This is a genomic window from Flavivirga spongiicola, assembly GCF_030540825.1.
In the GTDB taxonomy this organism is placed as follows: Bacteria; Bacteroidota; Bacteroidia; order Flavobacteriales; family Flavobacteriaceae; genus Flavivirga; species Flavivirga spongiicola.
Genome location: NZ_JAUOEO010000001.1, coordinates 2,001,718 through 2,020,981, shown reverse-complemented (window position 1 = coordinate 2,020,981; position 19,264 = coordinate 2,001,718). Strand labels below are relative to the sequence as shown.

Here is a 19,264-nt window from a genome sequence, read left to right as displayed (position 1 = left end):
CAAGATCATGTTATCATTAAAATCTGCATTAGCAAAACCATTTGCAAAGCGTGTTTATAAAAGCATTCAAAAATGGGCCTATAGCCCTGTTGAAACCCAAGAAAAAGTGTTTCAGAATTTAATATCAAAAGCAACTAGCACTGAGTTTGGTAAAGATCACGATTTTATAAGTATAAATACTTATGAAGATTTTGTAAAAAGAGTTCCAATTAGAGATTATGAAGCACTTAAGTCGTATGTAGAAAAAGCAGTAGCGGGAGAAGAGAATATTCTTTGGCAAGGAAAGCCTATTTATTTTGCTAAAACATCTGGAACTACTTCAGGATCTAAATACATTCCTATCACTAAAGAAAGCATGCCTGCTCACGTTGAGGCAGCCCGGAATGCTATTTTAATGTATATACATGAAACTGGAAACAGTAAGTTTGTAGATGGAAAGATGATTTTTCTTCAAGGAAGCCCAATTTTAAATAAACAAAATGGGATTCAGTTAGGTAGGCTTTCTGGCATTGTAGCACATTACGTTCCTAAATATCTTCAAAAAAACAGACTTCCCTCCTGGGAAACTAATTGTATTGAAGATTGGGAAACAAAAGTAGATGCTATCGTTGAGGAAACATTGCCTGAGGATATGACTATAATTTCAGGTATTCCTTCTTGGGTGCAAATGTATTTTGAAAAGCTTCAACAAAAAACAGGTAAAAAAGTAGGTGATATTTTTAAAAATTTTAATCTTTTTATTTTTGGAGGTGTTAATTATGAACCCTATAGGGCTAAATTTGAAAACTTAATAGGAAGGTGTGTCGATAGCATAGAATTATATCCAGCCAGTGAAGGCTTTTTTGCATTTCAAGATACCCAAAAGGAAAAAGGGATGTTACTGCAATTGAATTCTGGAATTTTTTATGAATTTGTTAAAGCAGAAGAATTCTTTGATGAAAACCCAAGAAGAATTACCATTGAAGATGTTGAAATTGGTATAAATTATGTGATGATTATTTCCACTAATGCAGGTCTTTGGGCCTATAATATTGGAGATACGGTACAGTTTACTTCAACAGTCCCGTATAGAGTTATTGTTTCCGGGCGCATTAAACATTTTATTTCGGCTTTTGGTGAACACGTAATTGGTAAAGAAGTGGAACAAGCGATGCAAGAAGCGCTTTTAAATTCAAGTATAAGTGTGTCGGAGTTTACGGTGGCACCTCAAATAAATCCAAAAAAAGGGTTGCCATACCATGAATGGTTTATAGAATTTGAAAATGAACCTGAAGATGTTTTAGGTTTAGCTAGAAAAATTGATGAATCACTTCAAAGACAAAATTCATATTATTTCGATTTAATAGACGGGAAAGTGTTGCAATCACTAAAAATAACAAAGGTTAGAAAAGGCGGTTTTCAGGATTATATGAAGTCTATTGGAAAGTTGGGAGGACAGAATAAGTTACCAAGATTATCAAATGACAGAAAAATAGTTGAGAGGTTTTCTTGCGAAGAATAAATAATTTTATTTACTTTTCTTTGCTCGTTCAAAGAAAAGTAACAAAAGAAAAGACGCCTTTTCGAGAGGAATTTCTTCTCATGATATCGCTAGAGAAGAGCCAAGCCCAAAACTTCGCGTCACCCCACTACAATAACTACCGTCAATGCTCCTACGCTTCAAAGCTTTTGTTCTTTATTCTTCCGAAAGGTCAGGGGTTGCCCAATGGTCTTTTCTCAAAAACTGGCAGAGAGACTTGATCTCCCTAAAAAAGAATGACCATTGGGCTGGCACAGTGGCCTATCAAGAATTATGTTGAAAATCAAGGAGTCAGTGTAAAGGCTTAGAGATAAAAAGCTGTTTGAGCTAGGTGTCAGATTATTAATAGTCCATATTTATGGTAAACAAAAAAAGTAAGAAAATAAACAAAGGATATAAGGCGAGTTCTTTTTATCTGTGGCTGGGTCCTCCGTAGTATTTTCAACAGAATTTTTGTAAGCCTAGAGTTTTTTGTTTCTTTTTTGGGCGATGCAAAAAAGATATAGACAAAAAAATAATTCCATAACTAAGAGGATAAAAATGAATATCTTTACAAAAAGATACAGGTAAGCCGTAGCTATTTGTAGATGGGAGTTTAAATCTTTAATTTTTTTGATCAAAAATCGAAACGTTGTATTTAGATTCCATTTTATTCATTGTTTTTTTATTTAAAAAATAAATTCAACGAAGTTAATCTTTAGGTTTCAGAGGAATGAGAATTTCAATGAAAACCTCGAAGCTAAGTCTCAATAAATTCTTTTCGATTAAACCAAATAGTACTATCTTTGGCGGGAATAATAAGACAATGACTAATAGCAAAAAACATCATTCTAGAACGAGAGCTCAAGAAAGCTCGAATGCCATTGAGAGGATGTATATTACTATGCGTCATTTATTCAATAGAGGTTTTTATAAACCCATGGGTATTTCTGGGGAAACCCTACGGCAGTCATTATTGCTTTTACGCCCGGAAATATATGGTTCTGTGGGAGAAGAAAAAGCCGAATTGGAAGGGTTGCTTTATGTGATAGATAGACTTCCAGTAGGTATTGAAGAATGCACATTTATTAATTTAACGAGTGATGAAGGCTACGGGGATTCCCATTTTAAGCCTATAATACCGGAAAAAAGACGTCGTAATTGCTATAGAATAGATGCTGAACAAATGAATATTGAGATTACTCGAGGACGATCAGAAATCTATGATATTTTAACGCACCTCACATTTCTTTTTATTGAATCTCATAAAATAAGTAATCGCGTTTTAATTAATGACCAAGGTGCAACTACAAGAGATTGGATAAAACTTGAAAAGGCTGCTTTATCAAAAAAGAAACTAACAAAGGATGAGCGTGAAGTAGCCATAACTCATGTAGCTAATATTTTGGGCAGAACGTTTAATGAGCTAAGAGTTGTTTATGATGAATTTGCTACGTCTTCACAACCAGAAAGATTACTTCACATTGTATATTGGTTAGGTAAATTAGCGATAGAAGAACACATACATAATAATAAAAGAACCGTAACATTTAGTCCTGTTTTAAGAGAACGTATAGGGCATCATATACATGGAGAAATTTGGGCTGATACGATAAAAGAGACTTTGTTTAAAAATAATTTATTAGAAAGGCCTATACATATAATAAGTGCCAATATGCATAGCGTTATGAATACACTTTTTGTATCAAACGTATTAAAACCAACAACGGCTAAAAAGGATGTTTTTGAAGTGTATGAGTCTTTAAGTAAAAAAGAAAACGAAGGGCTTCGAAATAAAATAAATAAAGAGGCGTTACATCGAGGGATGATTTATATTAAGGATACATCCGGAGCTAATATTGATGTTCAAATTTTTGATACTAGTAAAATTGACGTTTCTAAAATAGATATTGAAGTCAGTGAAACGGTATTAAAAGAAGACAAACCTGTTATATTGGTCATGGACTATGCTTTTGGAGAGCAAGCATACGAGACTATTGATGAGCTGTTGAAACCATATAAAAATAAAGGCAAAAACACGCACTTGAATGTAGAATCGGTATCGATTATGGGTAAAGCAGGAATTTTAGAAGGTGCTAAAGGTGATATTATGATACCTTCGGCACATATTTTTGAAGGTACTGCCGATAATTATCCCTTTACGAACGAGCTTAAGAAAGAAGAGTTAGAAGGACAAGGAGTCGATATTTATGAAGGATCTATGATTACTGTTTTAGGAACCTCATTACAAAATAAGGATATTTTGAAATTCTTTTATAATTCAACCTGGCAAGTGATAGGACTGGAAATGGAAGGCGCACATTATCAAAAAGCGATTCAAGCAGCTTCTAAAGTTAGGGGCAGCATTTGCCCTGATGTAAAAGTAAGGTATGCTTATTATGCCAGTGATAATCCTTTAGAAACAGGGGCAACACTTGCTTCAGGAGGCCTAGGAACTTCTGGGGTAAGACCTACATATTTAATAACAAGAACGATATTAAAACAAATACTTAATTAATACATAATAATTATGAGTAAAGATTTGCCACAACCGCAGCAATCTGAAGAGGTAGATTTAGGACAGCTTTTTAAGCTAATAGGTAATGCTTTTGACAAACTATTTCGTTTTATAGAGAGTATCTTTACCAAGTTTTTTTTAGCATTTGTTTGGTTGGTGTTTTTTGTAAAGAAACATATTTTAAAACTAGTCATCGCTGGTGTTGTAGGTGTTGTTTTAGGGGTCGTATTAGAAAAAACATCAGAGCCTGTTTATAAATCTTATATTACAGTAAAGCAAAACTATGATACAGGAGAAAATTTATATAATGCGATTAGTTATTACAATGATTTAGTCAAACAAGAAGACATTGGTACTTTAAAAGAAGCTTTAGGGATTAAATCAGATGAAGCTGCCTCTATTTCAGATTTTGAAATAGAATCTGTTATTAGCGAGAATCAAAAACTTAAAGAGTTTGATGATTATCTTCAAACACTTGATACCTCATTAGCAAAAACAGTAGTGTATAAAGATTTTTTAAAAAACTTAAAGGACTATAGTCATCAATATCAACAGATAACCATCAAGGCCAAAGAGCGAAAAAACTTCAAAACAGTTTTTAATAAAATTATTAGTAATATTGATTCGAACACCTATTTTAAGCGAGAGCAAACGAAAGACTTAAGTGAATTAAAAGAACAAGCCGCTGCAATTTCCAAATCATTAATTAAATCGGATACTTTATTGGCTGTTTATCAAAAAGCGATAGTAAAATCAGCAGAAAGCAATAATGATTTCCAAGCAAAAATCACAATAGATAATAAAGGAAATGAAAGTTCAACTAAAGAGTTTGAGCTTTATGCCAAAGATTTGGAATTAAGACAAGATTTAGTTGAAATTGAAAGAAAAATAGCAAACAAAGAACATATTATAGAGATTACATCTAGTAAACAAGATAGTGGTACGATAGATGATAAGGAAGAATTTTTTGGTATATGGGTCAGTCCTAAAATATATTATGCGCTTATATTAACTATACTCACATTTATAGTTTTATTAGGGTTAAACTTTGTTAAGTTTTTAGAACGTTATAAAAATAGAATATAATAAATGACGATTTTAATAACTGGAGGCGCAGGGTTTATAGGATCTAACTTTATTGTTTATTTTCTTAAACACCACCCCCTTATTAAAATAATAAATATAGATAAGCTCACATATGCAGGGGAACTCTCTAATTTAAATGAAGTTGAAAACAACAATAAATATAAGTTTGTAAAAGGAGATATTTGTGATAGAAATCTGATAGAGAGCTTATTTAAGCAATATAACTTCAATAGTGTTATTCATTTTGCTGCAGAATCACATGTAGATAATTCTATAAAAACCCCAAATGAATTTATAAATACTAATGTCTTAGGAACATTTAATCTAATTGATGTTGCCAAAAATCATTGGATGGTAGCTCCAAACGAAATAAAAAGTGGATACGAAGCATCTAGATTTCATCATATTTCTACGGATGAGGTTTATGGTTCCTTAGGAGAAACAGGGTTATTTACTGAGCAAACCCCTTATGCTCCCAATAGTCCCTATAGTGCATCAAAAGCATCTTCAGATTTTATTATAAGAAGCTATTTTCATACTTATGGGATGAATGTCGTGACAACAAATTGCTCAAATAATTATGGACCGAAGCAACACGACGAAAAACTGATTCCTACCATTATTAGAAAAGCATTAAAAGGAGAAAGCATTCCTATTTATGGTAAGGGGGATAATATTCGTGATTGGCTATATGTCGAAGATCATTGTAAAGGAATAGACTTGGCTTTTAGTAAAGGGATTTCAGGAGAGACCTATAACATAGGTGGTAGAAACGAGCGAGATAATCTATATATCGCAAATGTCATTTGTGACCTTTTAGATGAAGAACTTCCTAAAAATAAATCATATAAAGACCAAATTACATTTGTTAAAGATAGACCGGGGCATGATTTTAGATATGCTATTGATGCTGCTAAAATCGAAAAAAAATTAGGTTGGGAAGCCAAAGAAAACTTTGAAACGGGAATAAGGAAAACTATTGATTGGTATGTTAAGAAGTATAACGTTTAATTTAGAAGGATTTCCACCTACGTGGAAATGAAAATAGAATTTTCAATGAAAGGAATCATATTGGCAGGAGGATCTGGGACGCGTTTGCATCCACTCACTAAAGTGGTGAGTAAACAGCTTATGCCTGTTTATGACAAACCTATGATTTACTACCCTTTAACAACACTAATGTCGGCTGGAATAAACGAGATTTTAATTATTTCAACATCAAAAGACACGCCTAAGTTTGAAGATTTATTAGGAGACGGTAGTGATTATGGGTGTAGGTTTCATTATGCTGTTCAAGAGACCCCTAATGGGTTAGCAGAGGCATTTTTAATTGGAGAAGATTTTATCGGAAAAGATAGTGTAGCGTTAATCTTAGGAGATAATATTTTTTATGGGTCTGGACTAGAGCAAATTTTAAAAGCTAATACAGTTCCTAATGGAGGAGTTATTTTCGCATATCATGTTTTGGACCCACAACGATATGGGGTTGTAGAATTTGACAAAAATAACAAAGCAATTTCTATTGAAGAGAAACCTCAAAACCCAAAATCCAATTTTGCGGTTCCGGGTATTTACTTTTATGATAATAGGGTGATTGGTTTTGCGAAAGATATTAAACCAAGTAAAAGAGGGGAATTAGAAATAACAGATATTAATAAAGCATATTTGGAAAAAGGAATACTTAATGTAGAAATTCTTGATAAAGGCACTGCGTGGTTAGATACAGGAACTTTTAATTCGCTTATGCAAGCCTCCCAATTTGTTCAAGTAATTGAAGAGAGGCAAGGATTAAAAATAGGTTGTATTGAAGAAATAGCATATAAAATGGGATATATTAACAAATCTCAACTTAATAAACTTGCTCAACCATTACTTAAAAGTGGCTATGGCGAATATTTACAACGTTTAGTATAAGTATGGTCGTGGAAGAAACATATTTAAAAGGATGTTTTGTTTTAACACCACAAGTGTTTGAAGATGAAAGAGGCTTTTTTTTTGAAAGTTTTAATATAAAGACCTTTGAAGCAGAGACGGGAGTTACTGCTAATTTTGTACAAGATAATCAATCAAAATCTTCAAAAGGCGTTTTAAGGGGTATGCATTTTCAAACCGAAGAATATGCTCAAGCCAAGTTAATACAAGTTATAAAAGGAAAAGTACTTGATATTTGTATAGATATTAGAAAAAAATCTCCGACTTTTGGTAAGAGTTTTTCTGTAATTTTGGATGCTATCGAGCATAAGCAAGTTTATATCCCTAAGGGCTTTGCTCATGGCTTTTTAGTTTTAGAAGATGACACGATCTTTTCTTATAAATGTGATAATTTTTATAACAAAGCATTTGAATCTGGGATTATATTTAATGATAAAGATTTAAATATAGAATGGGGTTTTCCAATAGATAAGCTCATCATATCGGAAAAAGACAAACAATTGCCTTCATTTAAAGACTTTGTAAATGAGAACTAAAGTTTTAGTAACAGGTGCCAAAGGGCAATTAGGAAAAACCATTGAAGAGTTATATTCTAATAACCAGAACGGTCTTGATTTTGTTTTTGTATCTAAAGCAGAATTGGACATTACTGAAGAAAAAGAATTGAGGTTGTTTTTTAATAATAACAACTTCGATTATTGTATAAATTGTGCGGCATATACAAATGTTGAACAGGCAGAAAAAACACCAGAAATTGCTTTTAAGGTAAATGCTGAAGGAGCTAAAAATTTAGCCGAAGCCTGTAAAGAATGCAATACTGTTTTAATTCATATTTCAACTGATTATGTGTTTGATGGTGAGAAAGCAGGGCCTTATACAGTAGAAGATGAACCTAACCCAATTAATGAGTATGGTAAATCTAAGCTTTTAGGTGAGCAATATATTCAGGATACATTAGATAAGTATTTTATTATTAGAACATCTTGGTTGTACAGTAAAAAATACGGCAATAATTTTTATAAAACCATTTTAGAAAGGACTAAAACGGAACAAGAGCTGCATATCACTAATGAACAAATTGGATGCCCAACAGATACTGTTAATCTATCACAATATATTTTAGAATTATTAAAAAAAAAGAAATGTAATTTTGGGATTCACCACTTTTGTGATGAAGGTGCTATGACGTGGTACGGTTTCGCAGAACAAATTTTAGTAGAACATCAATTACTGACTGAAATAAATCTTGTGCGAACAGGGAATTATCGTACTTTTGCGAAGCGGCCAAAAAACTCCGTAATATTTAAAAAAAGAGAATAAATAATGTTTGATTTAAAAGGAAAATCAATTTTGATTACAGGTGGTACAGGTTCACTTGGAAAAGCACTTACTAACCATATTTTTTCTAATAATCCAGAAATAAGGCGACTTATAATTTTTTCTCGGGATGAGCAAAAACAATTCCAAATGGCTCAAGAATATCCAATTGAAAAATTTCCTCAGATTCGATTTTTTATTGGTGACGTTAGAGATAAAGATAGATTAACAAGAGCTTTCAAAGGAGTTGACTATGTTATACATGCTGCGGCTATGAAACATGTTCATTTAGCTGAATACAATCCAGAAGAATGTATAAAGACAAATATTGGCGGTGCTCAGAATGTTGTAGATGCTTGTTTTGAAACTAATGTAGAAAGAGTTGTTGCTTTATCAACAGATAAGGCATGTGCACCAATTAACTTGTATGGAGCAACCAAGCTTACTTCAGATAAACTATTTGTAGCAGCAAACAATATAAAAGGAGAAAACCCTATTAGATTTTCAGTAGTTCGCTATGGAAATGTTATGGGTTCTAATGGGTCTGTTATTCCTTTTTTTATAAATAAAAAAAATACGGAAGGAAAACTTCCTATTACTGACCCAGAAATGACTCGTTTTAATATTTCTCTTCAAGGTGGTGTAGATATGGTAATGCATGCGCTTAAAAACGCTTGGGGTGGAGAAATATATATTCCTAAAATACCATCTTATCGAATTATGGATGTTGCAGAAGCAATTGGGCCGAGATGTGAAAAACCACTGGTAGGTATTAGACCTGGTGAAAAAGTACATGAGGAAATGATTACGGCATCAGATTCTTTTTATACTTATGATTTAGGTAAATATTATACCATTATACCAGCAACACATAAATGGAAAATAGAGGATTTTATATCAACGTTTAAAGCCAAAAAAGTATCTCAAGGATTTAGTTATAACTCAGGCGAGAATGATGAATGGGAAACTGTAGAAAGTTTAAGAACATTGATAGTAGAACATGTTGATTCTAATTTTACAGTATAATGAAACCCATACCATACGGAAGGCAAAATATCGAACAAGATGATATTGATGCGGTTGTAAAAACGCTAGCAGCAGATTTTTTAACTCAAGGCCCAAAAGTCAAAGAATTTGAAGATAAGTTTGCAGAATATGTTGGGGCCAAATATGCAGTAGCTGTAAACAACGCAACTTCAGGGTTACATTTAGCAGTCTTAGCTTTAGGCTTAAAAGAAGGAGAACGTGTTATCACAACACCAATTACCTTCGCTGCTTCAGCAAATTGTGTGAAGTATGCGGGAGGCGAAGTTTGGTTTGCTGATATTGACCCAAAAACCTATTTATTGGACATTAACTCTGTTAAAAAACTAATTGAATCAAAGCCTAAAGGTTTTTTTAAAGGCATTATTCCGGTTGATTTTGCAGGACTTCCTGTGAATCTAGAAGAATTTAAATCATTGGCAGACGAGCACAATTTGTGGATAATTGAAGATGCATGTCATGCACCTGGAGGTTATTTTGTAGACCCAAAAGGATTAAAGCAAATGTGTGGGAATGGTAACTATGCAGATATTGGGGTGTTTTCATTTCATCCTGTAAAACATATTGCTTGTGGTGAAGGAGGTATGATTACGACGAATTCTGAGTTATTGTATAAAAAACTATGTTCTTTAAGAACACATGGCATCACAAAAGAAAATATGACTGAAAATCATGGAGGGTGGTATTATGAGATGCAAGAACTTGGGTTTAACTATCGTTTAACAGATATTCAATCTGCACTAGGAATCACTCAATTAGCTAAAAACAAGGAAGGAGTTGTTAGGCGCAATCAAATTTCTGATACCTATAAAAAAGCATTTGTCAGAAAAATCAAGTTTCAAATGCTTCCAGAAAACACCTACAATGCTCATCATTTATTTGTGATTGAAGTTGAAAATAGAAAAGGATTATATGATTATTTGAGGATGCATCAGATTTTTGCTCAAATACATTACATTCCTGTACATACATTACCTTATTATAGAGAAATTGGTTATAATAAAGCCAGTTTAGAGAATGCAGAAAATTATTATTCTAAATGTATAAGCTTGCCAATGTATCCAAGCTTAACAGATGAAGAACAAGAGTTTGTTATTGGTAAAGTATTAGGTTTTGTAGTTAAAGACAAATAAAATTTTGGGATCTAGTAAATTAATTTTGGGAACTGTTCAGTTTGGTTTAGACTATGGAATAAATAACAATAAAGGGAAACCATCAGAAAGTATTATAAAAGAAATCTTGGATATAGCGTATGAAAAAGGAATACAATATCTAGATACAGCTGAAGCATATGGAAATTCTCAGGAAAGAATAGGAACGTATCATAGGAAATCATTAAATAAGTTTAATATTATAACTAAGTTTAGTTCTTCTGTAAAAGAGTTATCTGATGATATTGAAACCAGAGTTTTAGAAAACACAAAAATACTTGGAGTAGAAAACCTATATTGTTATATGTTTCATTCTTTCAAGGATTTTAATTTTTTTTTTGAAAAATATCAAAAAGATTTAATTTCATTAAAAAACAGAAAGATTATTAGGAAAATAGGAGTATCAATATATACTAATGATGAGTTAGAAAAGGTTTTGAATTTTGATAATATTGATTTGATACAACTTCCTTTTAATTTGTTTGACAATAATAAGTTAAGAGGCGAAGTAATTAGAAGAGCAAAAGTTAAAGGAATTGAAATACATACAAGGTCTGTCTTTTTGCAAGGACTTTTTTTTAAAGGGAAAGAAAATTTACAAGGGAATTTGATAGATTTAAAACCATACGTAGAAAATATAGAGAATTTAAGTAAAAATAATCATATTTCAATTAATGATTTGGCTTTAAATTATGCTTGTAATAATGAGAATATTGATAAAGTTTTAATTGGGGTTGATGATGTGAATCAATTAAAAATGAATTTAGATTCAGTAAATAAATTAATAGATCAAAAGGTGTTTACTGAAATAGATAAGATTGAAGTAAAAGAAAAAAAGTTGTTGAACCCATCTAATTGGTAAGAAAACATGTTAAAACTTGGAGTTATAGGGTTAAGCGAAGGGAATGGACATCCATACTCATGGAGTGCCATTTTTAATGGGTATAATCCAGAGATAGATTGTCCTTTTACTGTTATACCAGAATATTTGGATAAGGAGAACTTCCCAAATAATTTTTTGTCACACTTAGGCAAAGTCACTCATATCTGGACTCAAGATAAAGAAAAATCTGAATCAGTTGCAAATTTTGCATTAATAGAAAATATTGTTGATGAACCACAAGATATGTTGGGTGAAGTTGATGCTATATTATTGGCAAGGGATGATGCAGAAACACATTATGAATTAGCAAAAGTTTTTATAGAAAATAATATACCACTTTTTATAGATAAACCCTTGGCATACACTTTAGATGAAGCAATAAAAATATATTCAATAGGAAGTAAGGAGTCTTTAATTTTTACTTGTTCATCTATAAGGTTTGCTAAAGAGTTCTCTATTAAAGTTACGGAGGGCACAAATTTTGTATCAGCAACAGTGATGAAAAGTTGGGAGAAGTATGGAATACACGTTTTAGAACCGGTTGTGTCAATGTTTCCTAATAGAGGTCAACTTTTAAGCGTTAATAAAGTAGATATGGATTTAGGTTTAAAAGTAAGGGTCGTAGAATGGGAAAAATTGAAAGCTGTGTTTATTATTGCGGGTTCAATGAAAGCACCAATTAAGATAGATTTGATGAATAAAAATTATTCTAAATCATTAATATTTCAAGATACATTTTATGCTTTTAGAGAATCACTAAGGTTCTTCATAGGTATTATTGAAAAAAGAGAGAAAAATATACCAAAAGAAGAAACTCTAGAAATTATTGAAATTATAGATAAAGGATTGTAATGAAGACAATAATAATAACAGGAGGAACAGGCTTAATAGGGAAAGAATTGACATTATATCTCCTAAAAGAAGGATATAATGTTGTTATTTCTTCAAGGGGAACAAATAAAGAAGAGTTTATTTCAGCAAATCAGCTTCAAGAGTACGAAGGTAACCTTGAAGTTTTAGAGTTAGATTACTTCAAAAATTCATCAATAAATAGTTTTGTAGAAGGGTTGGTTCGTTTAAATATATGTCCAGATTCAATAATTCATAATGCCAGAAGCCTAGATACATTAAAGATTGAAGAAAATGGACAATCATCCGTTGAAAATTTATTAAGTGAATTCAGAATGGGAATTGTCGGCCCTTATGAATTGAATAATTCGATACTTAATTCGTCAATAGGTAATAAATTAAAAAATATAATTGTTATTTCTTCTATTTATGGGATTGTAGGTCCTACACCAAGCTTATATAAAGACTTTAAGCGTCAATCTCCTATTCAATACGGAATAACTAAAGCAGCACAAATACACCTAACTAAAGAGCTAGCCGTTCGCCTTGCAGATAGAGGTATACGAGTTAATGCAATTTCCTATGGAGGAGTTGAGGGAAGAGCAGATGAAAAATTTAAAGAAAGATATTCTAAGTTTACTCCATTAAAAAGAATGCTAAATACTAAAGAGGTAATAAAACCTGTTGGTTTTTTACTTAGTGATGGAGCTAGTGGAATGACAGGGCATAATTTAATAGTAGATGGAGGATGGACAATATGGTAAAAGAGAAAAAAATTTTAGCAATAATACCAGCAAGAGGAGGGAGCAAGAGAATACCAAAAAAAAACATAATTCCTTTTAAAGGGAAACCAATGATTGCTTGGACAATAGAAGCTGCAATTAAATCGAAATGTTTTGATAAAGTTTTAGTAAGCACAGATGATGAACACATAGCAGAGGTAGGCAAAAAATATGGGGCAGACGTTCCTTTTTTAAGGGATAAAAATTCAGACGATTTTTCTACTGTTAGTGATGTTATAGTGAATGAAAAAAACAGATTAGATGATCATTACGATATTATAGTAATGTTAATGGCAAACTGCCCAATTAGAGATGAATTTGATATCAAGAAATCTATTTATAAGTTTGTTGATAATAATCGTACTTTTCAAATCAGTTGCTTTAAATATGGATGGATGAATCCATGGTGGGCACATAAAATTGATTCTTTAGGAAAAGCATCACCTGTTTTTAACAAAGCAATATTATCTAGGTCTCAAGACTTGAATGACCTATATTGTCCAACTGGTGCTATTTGGATTGCTAAAAATCAAGAGCTAGATAAAGCGAAGACTTTTTATGGACCGGATTTTGTAATGGAACCTATCGATTGGAAAAAAGCAGTTGATATTGACGATTATGAAGACTTTGAATTTGCGGAAGTTGTATTTGACTTTTTAAAAAAAAAATGAAATATAAAAAAAAAATTATTTTCAGAGCTGATGGAAATTCGAAAACGGGTTTAGGACACTTATATCGAATTTTTGCTTTAATTGAAATGTTAAAGGAAAATTACGAATATGTTCTGATAACGAGAGCAGATTCAGAATTAATTATCATTCCTAAATCATATTCTGTAGAGGTTATTCCTTCAAAAATAAGTATAACTGAAGAACCTGATTGGTTGTTGGAAAAATATGAAACGACAAATAGCATAGTTATAGCAGATGGGTATGCTTACGATTCGAATTATCAAAAAAGTATTAAGAAAGTTGGATATAAACTTATTTATATAGATGATTTAACAGCAACCGAAATGTTTGCAGATGTCGTTATTAACCATTCTTTAGTTGTAAAGCCAGAACATTTTAAAGCAAAACCAGAAACAGAATTTGCTTTAGGTTCTCACTACGCAATGTTGAGACCAAAATTTATAGAGATTGCTAAAAAAAGCAAACAGCCCAGTAATGTAAAAGAAGTATTTGTAAGCTTTGGGGGTGCAGATTTTTATGATTTAACAAGCAAAGCTGTTAGGGCTTTAACGAACTTAAATTATGTAAAGAAAATCCATGTTTTAATAGGTGCTGCCAACAAACATAAAAACATTTACAAAATTGAAGAGGAGAATAGTAATGTAGTTATCCATAAAAACTTACCCGAAGCAGAAGTATTAGATGTTATGGAGAAGTGTCAACTAGCAATTGTTCCATCAAGTACAATTAGTTATGAAGTTTGTTCTGTTAAAATGCTTGTAATCTGTGGTTATTTTATTGATAATCAAGAGTTAATATATAATGGTTTAAGAGAGAAAAAGGTTATATTCCCAGCAGGAGATTTTACTCATTACGATGTTATACGTTTTGAACGTGTGATAAATGAGGCAATTGAATTGGATATGACAGAACAAAATGAAATGCTTCGGAATCAGAAAACACTTTTTGATGGAAACCAAAAAGAACGATTTTTAGACATTATTAATAGAATAAATTAATGAAAATACAAGTATTAGTAGATAATCCAGATTCTTGGATTCTACCATATTCAAAACAATTAATTTTAAAGATTCATGATGAATTTGGAATTAAAGCAACACTTTTACATAAGCATAAAGATGTTGAAAGGGGAGATTTATTATTTCTTCTAGCTTGCGAAAACATTTTTAAAAAACTAGATTATAATTTAATTAACTTGGTAATTCATGAAAGCGATTTGCCAAGAGGTAAAGGTTGGTCTCCTCTTACATGGCAGGTTTTAGAAGGTAAGAAAAAAATCCCGATTACTTTATTTGAAGCGGTCAAAGCGGTAGACGCTGGAGAAATTTACCTTCAAGATTTTATTGAATTAAGCGGACATGAATTATTGGCAGAAATAAAACACGAACAAGGATTAAAAACAATTGATTTAATATTAGAATTTATAAGGAACAAAAACAAAATTACCGGAAGAGTACAAGAAGGAGAATCTACTTTTTATGCTAAAAGAGGCCCCAAAGATAGTAGATTAGATATACATAAATCAATTGATGAACAATTTAATCTCCTAAGAATAGTTGATAACGAGCGTTATCCAGCTTTTTTTGAAAAAAATGGACAGAAATACATTATAAAAATTTACAAAGATGATATCTAACTACATTGTCTTATCTAGCAAAGTTTGGAATGTAGATTTAGTAGAGAAACTTAAAGTGTATGCTCCAGAATCTAATTGGCATTATATCTCTAAAAAGGAAGATTTTAATAAAGAAACGCTTGAGAGAATTAAGCCAGATAAAGTCTTTATTCCGCATTGGTCTTATATTATTCCAGAATCTGTTTTTTTAAATTTTGATTGTGTAGTTTTTCATATGACAGATTTGCCATATGGGAGAGGAGGAAGCCCACTGCAAAACCTTATCGCAAATGGGTTAGAACACACAAAAATCTCTGCAATTAAAGTTGTAAAAGAATTAGATGCAGGACCAATCTATTTAAAGAGTGATTTAAGCTTGTATGGAACTGCAGAAGAGATATTGATAAGGGCTAATAATGTTATATTTAACATGATAATTAAGATTAAAGATGAAAACCCCCAGTTAACTGAACAAGAAGGAGAAATCACTAGTTTTAAAAGAAGAACACCTAAAATGAGTTCTATGGAAGATTTAAATGAATTAGAAGACATATTTAGACATATTAGAATGTTAGACGCCGATGGTTATCCTCATGCGTATTTAGAAACCGAGAATTTTAAATTAGAATTTACTAGAGCGTCATTAAAAGCAGATAAATCAATAATAGCAGATGTTAGAATCACTAAAAAATAAAAAAATACTTGTTGTAGTTGCACATCCTGATGACGAACTTTTAGGATTAGGAGCCAGTATGCACAAACTCATAAAAAAATACAATTGTAAAATAAGAGCAGTTATTTTAGGGGAAGGTATAACTAGTAGAGCAGATCAACATGATACCAATAAGTGGAAGGAAGAGTTAAAGCAACATAAACAAAATATTGAGGAGGCGGTTTCTCAAATAGGGTATGAGTCTGTTGGAATTTACGATTTTCCAGATAACAGATTTGACTCTGTAGCATTATTGGATATTATAAAAATTGTAGAGAAAGAAAAAAGAGAATTTCAACCAGAGGTCATTTTTACACACCATGGAGGAGATGTTAATATAGATCATCAAAAGACTTTTGAGGCTGTAATAACAGCAACAAGACCTATGGATCATGAAAAAGTAAAAACTATTATAACTTTTGAAACACCTTCTGGGACAGAATGGAGAGCCTCCTCAGATCCAAGGCATTTTACACCTAATTTTTACATTTCGGTTAGTGAAAAAGATATCGAGGCTAAAATTAGAGGGATGGAATCTTATAAATTTGAAAAACGAGAATTTCCACATCCTAGGTCCCCCAAAGCCCTTACAATTCTAGCTCAACAAAGAGGTGTTTCAGTTGGAAAGAATTATGCAGAAGCCTTCTGTATTATTAGAAGTATCAACTAATTTTAAAAGAAAATAACATTAATCAATACATATATGAAAATAGGGAATAAACAAATTGGAAATAATAACCCTTGTTTTATTATAGCTGAATTATCTGCTAATCATAATGGAAGCTTAGATGTTGCAATAGAAACAATTAGAGCCGCAAAAAGAACAGGGGCGGATGCAATTAAACTTCAGACATACACACCAGATACAATGACTATAGATGTCAACAATGAAGACTTTCAAATAAGTGGGGGTACATTGTGGGATGGTAAAACGCTTTATGAATTATATGGAGAAGCTTATACTCCTTGGGAGTGGCATAAAAGACTTTTTGAAGTAGCCAAAGAAGAGGGTTTAATTTGTTTTTCTTCTCCTTTTGACATTACTGCTGTTGATTTTCTTGAAGAGTTAGATGTACCAGCATATAAAATTGCATCGTTTGAAATTCAAGATATACCTTTAATAGAATATGCTGCATCTAAAGGAAAACCAATAATTATGTCTACAGGTCTTGCTGAAGAAAAAGATATAAAATTAGCAGTTGAAACATGTAGAAAAGTAGGTAACAATGATATTGTCTTATTAAAATGTACATCATCTTATCCAGCCCCTTTAGAACTAGCTAATTTGAATACTATTCCAGATTTGAAATCTAGATTTGGAGTTGAGGTTGGTTTTAGTGATCACACCTATGGGTCATTAGCACCTACAATTGCGACTACTTTAGGTGCTAATATATTAGAGAAACATTTTATTTTACATAAGAATGTTGGAGGTCCGGATGCGGACTTTTCTTTAGACGTTACAGAATTTACTGAAATGGTGAATAAAGTAAGAGATACAGAAAAATTATTAGGAAAAGTCTCTTACGAAGTTTCAAATAAAGTAAAGAAAAATAGAAAATTTGCGAGATCTTTGTATGTTGTTAGTGATGTTAAAGCAGGTGAGGTGATTACTAAAGAAAATGTGCGCTCTATTCGTCCTGGATTTGGATTACACCCAAAATATTATATAGAATTACTGGGAAAGACATTTAATCAAGAAGCCTTTAGAGGAACTCCTTTATCTATAGAAATGATAAATCAAAAATGATGAATTTTAAGCATTTTGAGAAGTAATTGTAATTATAAAAAAATAGTCTCTTCAACCTACAATATCTAATGGTCAATTTTTTAGGTTTTAATTTTACGTCTCTTATAAATTTATTGATAAGAACATTGTCACTAAGCCTAAAATTTATATTTGTAATATTTTTAGGGAAGTACTCTGTAGATGAAACCAATCTTGGTATTTACGGTATTTTTACCTCGTCTATTTCTTATTCGTTGTACTTGGTTGGTTTTGAATATTATATTTATGTATCAAGAAAAATCACACAAAAAAGCTCCAACCCAATAGAATATTATGTTAAACATCAATTAGTATTTTATTTTATTAATTACATAATTCTTTTTCCAATAATTCTGTACTTTCTCTTTGGGTATGATTTTATTAGTCTTTCCTTTTTATTAATATTTATAATAACATTATTATGTGAACATTTGGGGCAAGAAATATTTAGGCTTTTGTCGGTTTTCAAAAGGCCATTAGCTGCTAATATTACGCTATTAATAAGAAGTTTTTGGATTATTTTTTCGTTAGTAAATTTTATTTTTACAGAACAAATTGAAATGCATTTATATTTTCAACTATGGGCAGTGTCTTCTTTTATTGCTCTAATAGTTGGGGGTTTTTTCTTGACAAAAAATATTGAATTTAAAAAGATAATTAAGACTAAAGTGGATTATAGGGAAATTAAAAAGGGAGTAAAAATTTCTTTTCTGTTTTTAATTTCTTCTTTATGTACTCAAACCATACTTTTATCAGGTCGTTTTTTTCTCGATTATTTTGATGGGAAAGCAATTGTTGGGGTCTATACCTTCTTTTCACAATTTATCAATGTAATAGAAGTCATTGTATACAATTTAGTGGTAATGATGATTTTCCCTCATATGCTAGAAACAGCATATAAGGATAAAATTAAGTTTACGGAATATGTTGTGGCATTTAAAAAAAAGACAATTATAATTTTAGTTTTTTGTACTATAGGGCTTGGGTTTGGAATGCCTTATTTAGTTGAATTTATGGATAAGCCGTTGGCAGACAACAACCTTATATCATTTTATATTTTGTTATTAGCAGCAATATTTTATAACATATCTTTGATGGCACACTACATTTTGTTTTCTTATGGAAAAGACAAGATTATTCTGTATGCATCTTTATCTGCTGTAATTCTAAATTTAACTCTTAATTATTTTTTAACAGAAAGTCTGGGTTTATTAGGAATAGCTATTTCCTATTTGTCTGCTATGCTAGTAATATTAATAATAAAAGTATATTATAAAGCCAGATTTAATAAAAACAGTTATGAAAATATTGATATTGGAAAGCAGAAGTAATGTATTGATTATTAATCCGTTTTATTCGTCCAAAATTGAAATTAATCATTGTATAAAGAATGAGAATAATGGTGAAGCTTTTAATA

The 19,264-nt window shown here is 31.3% G+C and carries 19 protein-coding genes; all 19 read left to right on the top strand.

The genetic code is table 11. The features are described from left to right. Positions 1–7 precede the first annotated feature (7 nt). The 19 genes from Q4Q47_RS08090 (at position 8) to Q4Q47_RS08000 (ending at position 19,178) form a co-directional block, all read left to right on the top strand. Positions 8–1,501 (top strand): GH3 auxin-responsive promoter family protein, encoded by a 1,494-nt coding sequence (locus Q4Q47_RS08090; RefSeq protein ID WP_303306149.1) that lies wholly within the window; start codon positions 8–10, stop codon positions 1,499–1,501. 823 nt (positions 1,502–2,324) lie between these two features. Further along, the gene (locus Q4Q47_RS08085; protein WP_303306148.1) at positions 2,325–4,016 is read left to right on the top strand and encodes a DUF6909 family protein; all 1,692 of its coding nucleotides are present in this window, start codon (positions 2,325–2,327) and stop codon (positions 4,014–4,016) included. Between the two features lie 12 nt (positions 4,017–4,028). Next, positions 4,029–5,102 (top strand): hypothetical protein, encoded by a 1,074-nt coding sequence (locus tag Q4Q47_RS08080; protein WP_303306147.1) that lies wholly within the window; start codon positions 4,029–4,031, stop codon positions 5,100–5,102. A gap of 3 nt (positions 5,103–5,105) precedes the next feature. Then, the gene (rfbB, locus tag Q4Q47_RS08075; protein ID WP_303306146.1) at positions 5,106–6,113 is read left to right on the top strand and encodes a dTDP-glucose 4,6-dehydratase; all 1,008 of its coding nucleotides are present in this window, start codon (positions 5,106–5,108) and stop codon (positions 6,111–6,113) included. Between the two features lie 45 nt (positions 6,114–6,158). Further along, a complete protein-coding gene (rfbA, locus tag Q4Q47_RS08070) occupies positions 6,159–7,016 on the top strand; it encodes a glucose-1-phosphate thymidylyltransferase RfbA (protein ID WP_303306145.1) in 858 nt (285 codons plus the stop codon). A gap of 2 nt (positions 7,017–7,018) precedes the next feature. Then, positions 7,019–7,570 (top strand): dTDP-4-dehydrorhamnose 3,5-epimerase, encoded by a 552-nt coding sequence (gene rfbC, locus Q4Q47_RS08065; RefSeq protein WP_303306144.1) that lies wholly within the window; start codon positions 7,019–7,021, stop codon positions 7,568–7,570. Continuing rightward, positions 7,560–8,354, top strand: a complete 795-nt coding sequence (gene rfbD, locus Q4Q47_RS08060) for a dTDP-4-dehydrorhamnose reductase (RefSeq protein ID WP_303306143.1) — start codon at positions 7,560–7,562, stop codon at positions 8,352–8,354. Before rfbC ends, rfbD begins: the two co-directional genes overlap by 11 nt. A 3-nt stretch (positions 8,355–8,357) precedes the next feature. Further along, complete coding sequence (gene pseB, locus Q4Q47_RS08055) at positions 8,358–9,377, top strand: UDP-N-acetylglucosamine 4,6-dehydratase (inverting) (protein ID WP_303306142.1); 1,020 nt, start codon at positions 8,358–8,360, stop codon at positions 9,375–9,377. Then, entirely contained in the window at positions 9,377–10,528 is a 1,152-nt protein-coding gene (gene pseC / locus Q4Q47_RS08050; RefSeq protein WP_303306141.1) for a UDP-4-amino-4,6-dideoxy-N-acetyl-beta-L-altrosamine transaminase, read from the top strand. Before pseB ends, pseC begins: the two co-directional genes overlap by 1 nt. 4 nt (positions 10,529–10,532) lie before the next feature. Next, positions 10,533–11,408 (top strand): aldo/keto reductase, encoded by an 876-nt coding sequence (locus Q4Q47_RS08045; protein ID WP_303306140.1) that lies wholly within the window; start codon positions 10,533–10,535, stop codon positions 11,406–11,408. A gap of 6 nt (positions 11,409–11,414) precedes the next feature. Further along, entirely contained in the window at positions 11,415–12,281 is an 867-nt protein-coding gene (locus tag Q4Q47_RS08040) for a Gfo/Idh/MocA family oxidoreductase (RefSeq protein ID WP_303306139.1), read from the top strand. Beyond that, positions 12,281–13,042, top strand: coding sequence for an SDR family oxidoreductase (locus Q4Q47_RS08035; RefSeq protein ID WP_303306138.1), 762 nt, complete (start codon positions 12,281–12,283; stop codon positions 13,040–13,042). The genes Q4Q47_RS08040 and Q4Q47_RS08035 overlap by 1 nt, the downstream gene beginning before the upstream one ends. Then, on the top strand, positions 13,027–13,731 hold the full coding sequence (locus Q4Q47_RS08030) for an acylneuraminate cytidylyltransferase family protein (RefSeq protein ID WP_303306137.1): 705 nt from the start codon (positions 13,027–13,029) through the stop codon (positions 13,729–13,731). The genes Q4Q47_RS08035 and Q4Q47_RS08030 overlap by 16 nt, the downstream gene beginning before the upstream one ends. Beyond that, positions 13,728–14,750: a UDP-2,4-diacetamido-2,4,6-trideoxy-beta-L-altropyranose hydrolase gene (gene pseG / locus Q4Q47_RS08025; RefSeq protein WP_303306136.1), complete on the top strand. Its 1,023-nt coding sequence runs from the start codon at positions 13,728–13,730 to the stop codon at positions 14,748–14,750. Before Q4Q47_RS08030 ends, pseG begins: the two co-directional genes overlap by 4 nt. Then, positions 14,750–15,388 carry a hypothetical protein gene (locus tag Q4Q47_RS08020; RefSeq protein ID WP_303306135.1) on the top strand — a complete coding sequence of 213 codons (639 nt, stop codon included), beginning with the start codon at positions 14,750–14,752 and terminating at the stop codon, positions 15,386–15,388. Before pseG ends, Q4Q47_RS08020 begins: the two co-directional genes overlap by 1 nt. Beyond that, positions 15,378–16,061: a methionyl-tRNA formyltransferase gene (locus Q4Q47_RS08015; protein WP_303306134.1), complete on the top strand. Its 684-nt coding sequence runs from the start codon at positions 15,378–15,380 to the stop codon at positions 16,059–16,061. Before Q4Q47_RS08020 ends, Q4Q47_RS08015 begins: the two co-directional genes overlap by 11 nt. Next, a complete protein-coding gene (locus tag Q4Q47_RS08010) occupies positions 16,039–16,749 on the top strand; it encodes a PIG-L deacetylase family protein (RefSeq protein ID WP_303306133.1) in 711 nt (236 codons plus the stop codon). The genes Q4Q47_RS08015 and Q4Q47_RS08010 overlap by 23 nt, the downstream gene beginning before the upstream one ends. A gap of 33 nt (positions 16,750–16,782) precedes the next feature. After that, positions 16,783–17,829, top strand: a complete 1,047-nt coding sequence (pseI, locus tag Q4Q47_RS08005; RefSeq protein WP_303306132.1) for a pseudaminic acid synthase — start codon at positions 16,783–16,785, stop codon at positions 17,827–17,829. Positions 17,830–18,278: 449 nt separating this feature from the next. Further along, a complete protein-coding gene (locus Q4Q47_RS08000) occupies positions 18,279–19,178 on the top strand; it encodes a lipopolysaccharide biosynthesis protein (protein ID WP_303306131.1) in 900 nt (299 codons plus the stop codon). Positions 19,179–19,264: the final 86 nt, after the last annotated feature.

Coding starts and splice junctions, on each gene's coding strand:
- Q4Q47_RS08090 (WP_303306149.1), top strand. CDS start 8: ATGTTATCATTAAAATCTGCATTAGCAAAACCATTTGCAAAGCGTGTT.
- Q4Q47_RS08085 (WP_303306148.1), top strand. CDS start 2,325: ATGACTAATAGCAAAAAACATCATTCTAGAACGAGAGCTCAAGAAAGC.
- Q4Q47_RS08080 (WP_303306147.1), top strand. CDS start 4,029: ATGAGTAAAGATTTGCCACAACCGCAGCAATCTGAAGAGGTAGATTTA.
- rfbB (WP_303306146.1), top strand. CDS start 5,106: ATGACGATTTTAATAACTGGAGGCGCAGGGTTTATAGGATCTAACTTT.
- rfbA (WP_303306145.1), top strand. CDS start 6,159: ATGAAAGGAATCATATTGGCAGGAGGATCTGGGACGCGTTTGCATCCA.
- rfbC (WP_303306144.1), top strand. CDS start 7,019: ATGGTCGTGGAAGAAACATATTTAAAAGGATGTTTTGTTTTAACACCA.
- rfbD (WP_303306143.1), top strand. CDS start 7,560: ATGAGAACTAAAGTTTTAGTAACAGGTGCCAAAGGGCAATTAGGAAAA.
- pseB (WP_303306142.1), top strand. CDS start 8,358: ATGTTTGATTTAAAAGGAAAATCAATTTTGATTACAGGTGGTACAGGT.
- pseC (WP_303306141.1), top strand. CDS start 9,377: ATGAAACCCATACCATACGGAAGGCAAAATATCGAACAAGATGATATT.
- Q4Q47_RS08040 (WP_303306139.1), top strand. CDS start 11,415: ATGTTAAAACTTGGAGTTATAGGGTTAAGCGAAGGGAATGGACATCCA.
- Q4Q47_RS08035 (WP_303306138.1), top strand. CDS start 12,281: ATGAAGACAATAATAATAACAGGAGGAACAGGCTTAATAGGGAAAGAA.
- Q4Q47_RS08030 (WP_303306137.1), top strand. CDS start 13,027: ATGGACAATATGGTAAAAGAGAAAAAAATTTTAGCAATAATACCAGCA.
- pseG (WP_303306136.1), top strand. CDS start 13,728: ATGAAATATAAAAAAAAAATTATTTTCAGAGCTGATGGAAATTCGAAA.
- Q4Q47_RS08020 (WP_303306135.1), top strand. CDS start 14,750: ATGAAAATACAAGTATTAGTAGATAATCCAGATTCTTGGATTCTACCA.
- Q4Q47_RS08015 (WP_303306134.1), top strand. CDS start 15,378: ATGATATCTAACTACATTGTCTTATCTAGCAAAGTTTGGAATGTAGAT.
- Q4Q47_RS08010 (WP_303306133.1), top strand. CDS start 16,039: ATGTTAGAATCACTAAAAAATAAAAAAATACTTGTTGTAGTTGCACAT.
- pseI (WP_303306132.1), top strand. CDS start 16,783: ATGAAAATAGGGAATAAACAAATTGGAAATAATAACCCTTGTTTTATT.